Source organism: Corallococcus sicarius (genome assembly GCF_003611735.1).
In the GTDB taxonomy this organism is placed as follows: domain Bacteria; phylum Myxococcota; class Myxococcia; order Myxococcales; family Myxococcaceae; genus Corallococcus; species Corallococcus sicarius.
Window position 1 is genome coordinate 1 of sequence record NZ_RAWG01000359.1, and the last position, 9,069, is coordinate 9,069.

General features: G+C 70.6%; 8 protein-coding genes. 2 read left to right on the forward strand and 6 right to left on the reverse strand.

Annotated elements, in window-relative coordinates; genetic code table 11:
- Positions 1-123: 123 nt before the first annotated feature.
- The 5 genes from D7X12_RS35515 to D7X12_RS35535 form a co-directional block, all read right to left on the reverse strand.
- Complete coding sequence (locus tag D7X12_RS35515; protein ID WP_244224974.1) at positions 124-615, reverse strand: ArnT family glycosyltransferase; 492 nt, start codon at positions 613-615, stop codon at positions 124-126.
- 87 nt (positions 616-702) lie between these two features.
- On the reverse strand, positions 703-2,628 hold the full coding sequence (locus D7X12_RS35520; RefSeq protein WP_120629645.1) for a hypothetical protein: 1,926 nt from the start codon (positions 2,626-2,628) through the stop codon (positions 703-705).
- A 92-nt stretch (positions 2,629-2,720) separates the two neighbouring features.
- The gene (locus D7X12_RS35525; RefSeq protein WP_120629646.1) at positions 2,721-4,052 is read right to left on the reverse strand and encodes a hypothetical protein; all 1,332 of its coding nucleotides are present in this window, start codon (positions 4,050-4,052) and stop codon (positions 2,721-2,723) included.
- A 26-nt stretch (positions 4,053-4,078) separates the two neighbouring features.
- Positions 4,079-4,450 (reverse strand): hypothetical protein, encoded by a 372-nt coding sequence (locus D7X12_RS35530; protein ID WP_120629647.1) that lies wholly within the window; start codon positions 4,448-4,450, stop codon positions 4,079-4,081.
- A gap of 77 nt (positions 4,451-4,527) precedes the next feature.
- The gene (locus D7X12_RS35535) at positions 4,528-5,955 is read right to left on the reverse strand and encodes a hypothetical protein (protein WP_120629648.1); all 1,428 of its coding nucleotides are present in this window, start codon (positions 5,953-5,955) and stop codon (positions 4,528-4,530) included.
- 57 nt (positions 5,956-6,012) lie between these two features.
- On the opposite strand from D7X12_RS35535, the gene D7X12_RS35540 reads away from it, so the two are divergent.
- Positions 6,013-7,848 (forward strand): leucine-rich repeat domain-containing protein, encoded by a 1,836-nt coding sequence (locus D7X12_RS35540; protein ID WP_244224975.1) that lies wholly within the window; start codon positions 6,013-6,015, stop codon positions 7,846-7,848.
- A 130-nt stretch (positions 7,849-7,978) separates the two neighbouring features.
- Positions 7,979-8,431: a DoxX family membrane protein gene (locus D7X12_RS35545; protein WP_120629649.1), complete on the forward strand. Its 453-nt coding sequence runs from the start codon at positions 7,979-7,981 to the stop codon at positions 8,429-8,431.
- A 7-nt stretch (positions 8,432-8,438) separates the two neighbouring features.
- Here D7X12_RS35545 and D7X12_RS35550 read toward each other — a convergent pair.
- Positions 8,439-9,069: LysR family transcriptional regulator substrate-binding protein (locus tag D7X12_RS35550; RefSeq protein WP_120629651.1), on the reverse strand; the 631-nt coding region annotated here is incomplete at its 5' end.

Genomic DNA, 9,069 nt, shown 5'->3' on the forward strand with positions numbered 1-9,069 from the left:
GCCTGATGCATCGCCTCGTCCCAGTTGTAGATGGCGGGATGGGCCAGGTGCGGCGCGAGCTGCGCGAGCCCCCAGACGACGAGCGCCGCGACGAGCAATCCGTCGAGCCGCGTCCGGGAGGTGTCAGTCCGTCACGTCTCCGAAGAAGCGCCCCTGCACGAGCTGCCAGCCAAAGGGCAGCGCCAGGAAGCCCGCCGCGCCCAGCGTGGCCCACAGCCGCCCCGCGGGCCGCCGGGCGATGAGGTAGATGGCGACCGCCGCGGCCAGGTGACCCAGCAGCGACGCCAGCCTCAGCGCGAGCGGCGTCACGCCCACGACGTGCATCATCAGCGCGCCGAACCAGAAGGGGCCCGTGGGCTTGTGCATCCAGACGTGCGCGGCCCACCAGTGCCGGGGGTCGCTCGGGTAGAGCGGGGCCTTGTAGATGTGCGGCGTGAAGAACGTGTCGTGCGTGCCTCGCGCGGCGGCCTGATGCATCGCCTCGTCCCAGTTGTAGATGGCGGGATGGGCCAGGTGCGGCGCGAGCTGCGCGAGCCCCCAGACGACGAGCGCCGCGACGAGCAATCCGTCGAGCCGCGTCCGGGAGGTGTCAGCGGCGGGGAGGGGGGCACTCATCGGGAAGGGGGCGGATCCCACCATCCACGTCCTGGGAGCGCAAGACAACAGATGTCCCGCGTCGCCACGCCTCCCGTTCCCATCACGTCAGCCAGCGCCCACGGCCCGAGCCGCCGCTTCGGGCAGCACGAACACATCCTGCGCCCAACAGCCGGGCGCGCCCTTCTCCAGACCGGAAAGCCCGCCCAGCTCCAGCCGCTCGGCGCGTGTCACCGGTCCGGGCACCCGCACGCGGTAGAAGTCCGGCAAGGCGTCCACCGGCAGCGCGCGCCCCGCCAGCTCGGCCCGTGGCAGCGGTGCTCCCGCGCTCACCCCCGTGCTGCGCACCAGCACCACCACCGGGCCGGTGCTCTCGAAACGCAGCGTGCCCCGCGACTTCGCGCCGGCACAGAAGTTCCACCGATACAGCGGCGCCGGCTCCAGCGTGGCCGGGAGCGCCTCCCGGTCCACACGGCGGTAGAGCGAGAAACCCTCGAGCGGCGTGGCCGCGCGCTCCAGGTGCAGCAGCACCCCGTACTGGCCGATGAGCGCCTGCGGTGCCTCCGGGGGGCCGAAGGCCTTCACGTCGGCGTGATTGACGACCACCGTCTCCGCCGCGCGCAGCCGCGGCAGATCGAACGGCGTGCGCAGGTACAGCCCTTCGATGGGCAGCCCCACCACCGCTCCGGGAGGGGCCAGCGCCGCATAGACATACGTCTGCCAATAGTCGCCGAGCACCACCCGCTCGCCCTGCGCTGATTGCAGCGCTCGCGCCCTGAGTTCCTGCGCCTGCTGCTCGGGGGCCGGGTGCAGCTCAATCATCCGCAGGTGCGCCGCCCCCACCAGGGCCAGGCCGAGCAGCGGCGCTGCCCCCTCCACCAGCGCCGGCTTGCGTGCCAGCAAGGCCTCCACCGCGGCCCACACGACCAACGCGGCCGCCACCGCGAGGAAGAGGTGCGTGAGGGCCACATAACGCACGTCGTAGTCGTGGCGCCGCACGTGGTCCACCGCCACGCAGATGGCGAAATTGAGCGCGGCTACGGCGGTCGCCGACGCCGACAGCAGGAGCGCCTCCCCGCTCGCGGGGGCTCCTCCTCCTGCCGCCGCCTCCCGCCCGGCCCGCAGGCGCCGCGCGGTGAGCAGCGCGAAGGCCCCCACCCCCACCACGGCCAGGACCAGCGCTCCCCAAGAGCCGTCCTGCGACCACGTGTTCGTCACCGCGCGCAGGTTCTCCAGCAGGTGCCCCTGGTCCAGGTGAACCCGGGTGCGGAAGTCGGTGCGGAAGGCGTCCCGGGCGGCGTGGTGGTAGCGCCCGCGAAGGATCCGCTCGGCCACGGGGCCCAGGGCGATCAGGGCTCCCACGGGCACCGCGCGCCGCAAGAGCTCGCGCGTGGGCACCGAGCCCCATCGGCCCAGGAGCTGCACCCCGAGCAGCACGGCCAGGATCGGGCCACTCGTGGGTGACATCCATGTGGAGAGGAATCCAAGGACGGCCAACCCCGCGAACCGCCGCCCGGGGTGCTCAGGTTTCCTCATCAGCGAGTGCAGCACCGCCCATGCGCCGCACACGGTCAGGCACTGGAACGCGTAGGGTTGCGCGTGGCCCAGGTAGACGCGGGCGAGGGAGGGATTCGTCACCGCCACGAACACCCACGCCGCCGCCGCGACCAGCCCCGCACGCCGCGCCAGCAGGGCGAGCGGTACCGGGGTGAGGAGCGCGGCCGTCATGTACAGCCGTTGCATCCCCACCGGCGTCCAGTCGAAGCCGAGCAACTGGCGCGCCCCTCGCGCGAGCAGGAAGGGCCAGGCCCCGAAGCGGTCCTGCCCGTAGTAGTAGGCGTCGAAGAATCCCCTCCAGGGGCCATTGGCCATCAGCAGCGGAATGGCCATGTCCGAGTTGTAGACGCTCAGGATGGCGCTGCCCGGCACGACGATGGCGCGAAACAGCAGCCCGGCGAAGAGGAGCACCAGGAGCGCGAGGGCTCCGCGCGCGAGCCAGGTGGGATGACGGGGGGCGTCTGCGGTGGGAATCACGAGAACCACCAAACTCCACCGTCCTGCCAAGGCGAGTCAACCTCCGCCTCCCGGCCGTGGGCGGAGGATGGGCCCCGGGCGCTGCTCGGGCCTCAGCCCCGGTACGGCGTACCGCAGTGGCGGCAAGGCGCGCGTTCGGGGCCGCGGAACCAGAAGCCGTGGCAGTCCGCGCACCGGACCGGGGTGTCGCTGGTCGGTCGTGGCGCGGCGCCCCGGGGAAGGGCTTCGGCGACGCGCGCGAGCAGCCGCGCCAGCTCCCGCGCCTTCTGCCCACCGTCCCGGAGGTTCACCAGCTCTCCGGCGGAGGCCTCCAGCACGCCCTCGTCCAGGGAGACGCGGCCGAGCGGCGCGCTCTCCACGATCTGCACCAGCGCGTCGCGCAGCTGCGCCGGCAGCGCGTGCAGCACGGCCGCCTCACGACGGGTGAGGGCCTCCGTGCCCTGGACGTAGGTGTTGCGCGCGAAGAAGACGAAGCGGTCCGGGGTGTCCCACTCGTCCGCCGGGGTCGCGTCATCGGGCGTGACCTCCGGGTCGTGGAGCAGGTCGAAGCACGCCTCGACGCCCGGGGCCCTTGCCGCGACCTCCAGGGTGCCGAAGAGCACTCCCAGGGCCATGCGCACCGCACAGGTGCCCTCCTTCCAGCGGACCTCCACGGCGTCATCGTCGCGTCGCTCCACGAGCCTCGCTCCAGGAATCTGCTCCACCAGCACCCGGCCGAAGCTCAGCGCGCGCGCCCAACGCTCGTCCTCGGAGAGCCCGCCCCATCCTCGGAAGGGCACCTGCGCATTGAACGGTGCGTGGTCGGACGCGCCCGGAGGGCTGGCTTCCCGGGCGGCGAGGACCTCCAGGCCCAGCGCGAGCGCGCGGGTCACGGTGGCTTCCGCGTCGCGCATCTCGTGGAGGTTGTCCCAGAAGGTCACCTCCAGGCGCTCCGGCCGTGAGCGGAAGTACCGGATGCGGTGCTGCCGCAGGTCGTTGACGAGCTGCTCCTGGAGTTCGGTGGGAAGCGCGCGGAACGCCGCGAGTTCCTTGCCACTGTCACTGACGCAGACCCCGGGCCCGACGACAGGGGGCCGCTTCTCATCGCCCCACGGCGGCAGGGCGGGCTCGGGCGCGGCCTCGCGCTCGGGGTCGTATTCCAGGTCCATGAAGTCCAGCTCCTCTTCGTGGAGGAGCTCCAACTCCACGGAGCCGAACGTCGTCACGACCGCGCGCAGCGGATGTCCGCCCAACGTGCCCCGCAGCTCCCCGGCGAAGCGGTCCTCGCCTGTCGCCACCTGGGGGTCCTCGATGCCCGCCTGCCGCGCGAGCTCCTTCAGGAAGAGCCCGGCGGCGGCCGGCAACGCGTCACGGCCATGCTCCCGCCAGGACTCCTGTCGGGGCTCCGAGGAAGAGGCACCGAACAACCATTCCAGGATGCGCATGGGAGCACAGCCTATCGCGCCCGGGTTCAGCGGGTCTCAGTGGCCTTCGCGCGCTTGCGCTCGATGAGCTCGCGCGCCGCCTGCATCGTCGTGACGAAGTCCACGTCTCCCTTCAGCTTCCCGGTGAGGTAGAGCGCGAAGGCGACGGCCTTGGCGCTCGCGATCTGCAGGCGATTCGAGCCGACGTAGATGACGCCTCGCAGACGCTCCGGGCTGGACTCCTTGCTGAAGTAGTCGCGCGCGGCCTTGTCGATGGTGGAACCGTCGATGTCCACCACGACGAACACGGGGCCCTGCGCCGCGACCTCCAGCACGATGGAGATCACCCGCTTCGCATCTTCCAGCCCCGTGGCGCCGTTGAAGTCGACGAAGAGGACGTCGGGCTCCTCGAAGTGCACCCGATGCGTTCCAAATACCCATTCACGTCGCTCTGCCATGAGCCCCCCCGGGCGCAAACGCACGACTGAATCGGAGTCTATCCTCTGGCTGCCAGGAGGCCAAAGGGCCTCCACTCGAGGATCTTCAGGTTGAACCCCTCCCGGCGCTTCTCGGCGAGCCAGTCCTCCAGGGCGCTCATCGCGGACGCCTCGTCATCGAAGCTCCGGCGCTCGCCGTCCCGGGTGACCAGCGTCGTGCCCTCCACGATGGCCGAGGTGTACTGCGCCTTGTCTCCGTACTTCGCAAGCTCGCGCTCCAGTGGGCCCCGGCCGGGAACCGTGGTCGTCACGCGCAGGAAGTCCCCTGTGTAGCGGGCCTCCAGCCGCCGCACCTCGCGCGCGGCGGCGTCCGGCCCGTCGAAGGCGAAGCGGAGCGTCTGTATCCACCCGTTGTTGTTGCCCGCATGGAGCTGGACGATGGCGTCGAAGCGTTCGATCTCCAGGAAGAGGTCGCCCCGCCTGCGCCAGAGGGTCACCCGCTCGGACGCCCGCGTCGCGGCGAGGGCTGGCGGCGTCCCTTCCTCCATGAGGAACTTCTCCCCGTCGTAGATGGTCACGGGGAAGCTGCCAGGACGCATCAGCCACACCTCGCCCGTCTCCCGCCGCGCATAGACGACATCCGTCGCTCGCGCCCGGGGCGACGCCCGTGCCGCGATCCCCTCGATGTCGAGCCCCTCGAGCTCTTGCGCCGTGGGCGCGTCCGGCTCGCGGACCTGCTGCTCCTGCGGCGTCGACGTGAAGACCGGCTCGCCGCGCCGGATGCGCTCGAAGAGATCGTCGTGGTGGAGTTCCTCGAGATCGAGGTTCCAGAGATCGGGCACGAGGAAGGTGGACGCCAGGGACGCGGCTTCGCCACCGGAGCGACCATTCTCGAAGTGATGCTCGGCGTGGACTTCGCCGTAACACGAGACGTCGTGATCATTCTCGTCGAGGAAGCGCGTCGTCAGGTCGCCCGCCACGACGAGGCTTTCATCGTTGTAGACGCCCTGGATGACGTCACGGACCACGAGGTCGCCGAGGACCAGGAAGTTCCCCGACGTCCGCAGTCCCTTCGCGACACAGCGGCCCACGACCACGACGGTCGAATCCGGACCACAGTCCGACAGCACTCCGTCCACCTCCAGGTCGCCGAGCACGATGAGGGGACAGGAGACGAACAACGAGCCTGGAGCCCGCGCGGTCCCCGTCACGACCCGGGCCTCGGTCACCGACTCACCGAGCACCGCGTCCACGGGCTCGAGGACGTCGCGCAGCGCCACGGCCGCGAAGCCGATGTCCGTGAGGGGCCCGGGACAGAGCGCCTGGGCGAAGTCGACAGGCAGGAGCGACGCCTTCCCCTTGAACACGCTGGCGAGGGACGAGACCGAGGGCTCGCCGTGATGGGAGAGCGCCTCGAGCACGGGGCCGTCGAGTCCGGCGAGCGTGGCTTCCGCTCGAGGCAGGAACTCATCTTTGGAAAGGCGCATGGGCGCGCATCCTATCGGCCTCGAAGCCGGAGGGATTCACGATAGAAGCCGGGGCCCATGAAGATTCCCCAACTCCCCGTGGCCCCACCCCGCCTGGCGATGCGACTCGAGGGCCCGGAAGGCAAGACCCGCGGGTTCTGGTCCTACGTCCAGCACGGCGAGCGGTTGGAGCTGCACCACGGAAAGGTCGGCACGGACGGCAAGCGCGAGTCCCGGACCTTCGCTTCCGCCGAGGCGGCCGGGGCCTTCGCGCGCAAGCGGGTCGCGGCCCGGGTCGCGAAGGGCTTCTGGTCCAGCGACCTCGTCTTCGAGTCCTCCACCTGGGAACAGGTGAAGGACTCGGTGCAGGTCCCGGGCAGATCCGGTGAGGATGACGACCGCGTCCTCATCCTCACCGGCGACGTCGTCGTGCCGCACGAGCTGTGGCTCGACTTCCGCCGGGGCATCTTCGCGCTGGAGGACCCGGACGCGTCGCCCTTCATCGGACTCATCGTGCGCGGCAACCTCACCGTCGAGGGTTGCGTATTCAATGGGGAGAACGACTTCGGACCGTTCCTCCAGGTCGACGGAAACCTCTTCGCGACGAGCATCGCAATGGGGGGTTCGCGGCTGCGCGTCGCCGGTGACGTCATGACCGGGGACTTCGTGGCGGTCTACAACCACGGCAGTGTCTGCGTGGGAGGCGACCTCGTGGCCCGCACCATCGCCTCGGATTACGCCCTCCAGGTGGAGGGCGCCGTCGATGCGTACCGCTACCAGGGGCAGGGCTCGAAGGTCTTCGCGGTGTCGGCCGGGGTGGAGGATGCCCAGGACCCCCATGACGTGAAGGGCGTCTTCGTCCCGGCGGTGGTGTCCGACGAGCGCGTCCAACTGGCCAAGGCGCGGACGCTGCTGGTCGCCGGGAAGCCCATCTCGCGCCCGGAGTTCACCAGCATCCGGGCCGCGTTCCGTCAGCTGGTTTCAAAGAAGATGGCGGAGCCCGACAAGGTGAAGAGCCTGACGTTGGAGGCCAAGGGGCTCACGTCGCTGCCAGAGGAGCTGTTCCTGTTCCGCCGTCTGGAGAAGCTCAACCTCCGGCGCAATGAATTGCGCACGCTCCCGGAGGCCCTGGGTCAGCTCACGGAGCTGCGTGAACTGGATGTGAGCCTCAATGGCCTGCTGGCGCTGCCCGAGTCCCTGGGCGCGCTGAAGAAGCTGCGGGTGCTGAACCTTGAATACAATTGCCTCTGGCGACTGCCGGACTCGCTCGCGGAGTGTGTCGAGCTGCGGACGGTGAACCTGGTCAACAACCCGTACGCCTACGTGCGGAGGGCCTTCGGAGGCTGGAGCCGGGTCCAGCTCATGTGGGACTTCCCGGAGGTCCTCACGCGGCTGCCGAAGCTGGAGGGGGTGACCTTCGATGGGACGCCGCTGCGACACCTGCCCACGCGCCGCTTCGACAGCACCTCCCTGCGGTCGGTGACCGTTCGCCATTCCCTGGTGACCGAGGTGGACCCGGACCTCCACTCGCAGCTCACCGTGAGCGTGGAGCACAGTGCCGAGAGGGCCTCCGACAACATCGGCTACTGGTTCCGCCCGGAGAACGTCCGCCTTGAAACCATCCACGACGCGAAGTCGGACCGCTATGACTTCACGGAGATCATCGCGATGCTGGGGCTGCTGCTGCGCATCAACATCCCCACGGCGGCGCCCTACGACAGGTCGTTGGAGAAGTTCCGGAAGGGGAGCGCGGACATCGCCCGGGAGCTGGACTGGGATGGCTCCCACCCCCAGCGCGTCCGCGCGCTCTTCACGGCCCTGCGGGACGCGCTGGGGCCGCTCGGTGAGCCGTACCCCGGCAATGCGCTCATCGCGGGGCTGCGGGGCGTCTTCGCGGTCCACGCGGACGGATGACGCCGAACCCTGTACCCCAGGGAGGTGTGGGGCTGTGTGGGGCCTCCCTGGAAAATGGAAAGCGGTGTCGATGCGTGGGCGCTTCGTTCGACGTGGAGTAGAAGCCGCATTTCCCTGAACGGAGCACCCCATGGACACCGCCATTCCCTCCACCCCCGTGGAGCATTCCCAGAAGAAGTCGCTGGCCCGTCACCTGCCCACGGTGGCCCGCGTGCTGCTGGGGCTCGTCTTCTTCGTCTTCGGCCTGAACGGCTTCCTCGAATTCATCCCGCAGCCGAAGCTGGACCCGGCGGATCCGGCGCTCGCCTTCGGCATGGCGATGAAGGCCACGGGCTACCTGTTCGGGCTGGTGAAGGGCACGGAGGTGGTGGCGGGGGCGCTGTTCCTGCTCAACCGCTTCGTGCCGCTGGCGCTGGCGCTCATCGCGCCCGTCATCGTGAACATCTTCCTGTTCCACGCGTTCCTGGCGCCCTCGGGCGTGGGGCTCGCGGTGGTGCTCCTGGCGCTGGAGATCTACCTGGCCTGGTCCTACCGCGCGGTGTACCGCCCCATGCTCGGCATGAAGGTCAGCGCGGGCGCCTGAAGTCTGCTCAGCCCGCGTCCTCCTTCGCCCGCGCGCGGACCTCCGCCGCGAACAGCTCCGCCGCGGGCGTGCGGGGCGCTCCCTTCCGCCAGAGGAGCGCCGCCAGCTCCGAGCGGGGCGCGGGGGACAGCCGCTTCACCACCAGGCGCTCCGCGTCCGCGAGCCGCGGCTCCGGGAGCACCGTGACGGCGAGCCCCGCGCGGACGATGGCCAGCACGGTGGCCACCGCGTTGGATTCGAGCGCCACCCGGGGAGCGAGCCGCATCGCCGCGAAGTGCGCGTCCACCCGGGCGCGCACCCGCAGCCCGCGTGACAGGAGCGCGAACGGCTCCTCCGCGAGCAGCTTCACCCCCACGGACTCCGCGCCCGCCAGCGCGTGCCCCCGTGCGACGACGAGCACGAGCCGGCTGTCGAAGACGGGCTCGGCGTCCAGGTCGGTGAGGCGCGCGGGCGCATAGCCCAGCCCCACGTCCAGCCTGCCGTCCGCGAGCCGCCGCTCCAGCCTCCGCACGATGGCCTCCTCCGCGCTCAGCGCGAGGCCCGGGTGCTTGCGGAGCACCGCCGCCAGCGCCGGCACCACGATGCCGCGCATGCTCGGCGGGTAGCCCACGCGCAGGGCCCCCGTGGCGAGCCCCCGC

Bases quoted from the DNA above. Each gene is read 5' to 3' on its own strand.
- D7X12_RS35525 (WP_120629646.1), bottom strand. From the start codon at position 4,052: ATGCGCATCCTGGAATGGTTGTTCGGTGCCTCTTCCTCGGAGCCCCGA.
- D7X12_RS35545 (WP_120629649.1), top strand. From the start codon at position 7,979: ATGGACACCGCCATTCCCTCCACCCCCGTGGAGCATTCCCAGAAGAAG.
- D7X12_RS35540 (WP_244224975.1), top strand. From the start codon at position 6,013: ATGAAGATTCCCCAACTCCCCGTGGCCCCACCCCGCCTGGCGATGCGA.
- D7X12_RS35535 (WP_120629648.1), bottom strand. From the start codon at position 5,955: ATGCGCCTTTCCAAAGATGAGTTCCTGCCTCGAGCGGAAGCCACGCTC.
- D7X12_RS35515 (WP_244224974.1), bottom strand. From the start codon at position 615: ATGAGTGCCCCCCTCCCCGCCGCTGACACCTCCCGGACGCGGCTCGAC.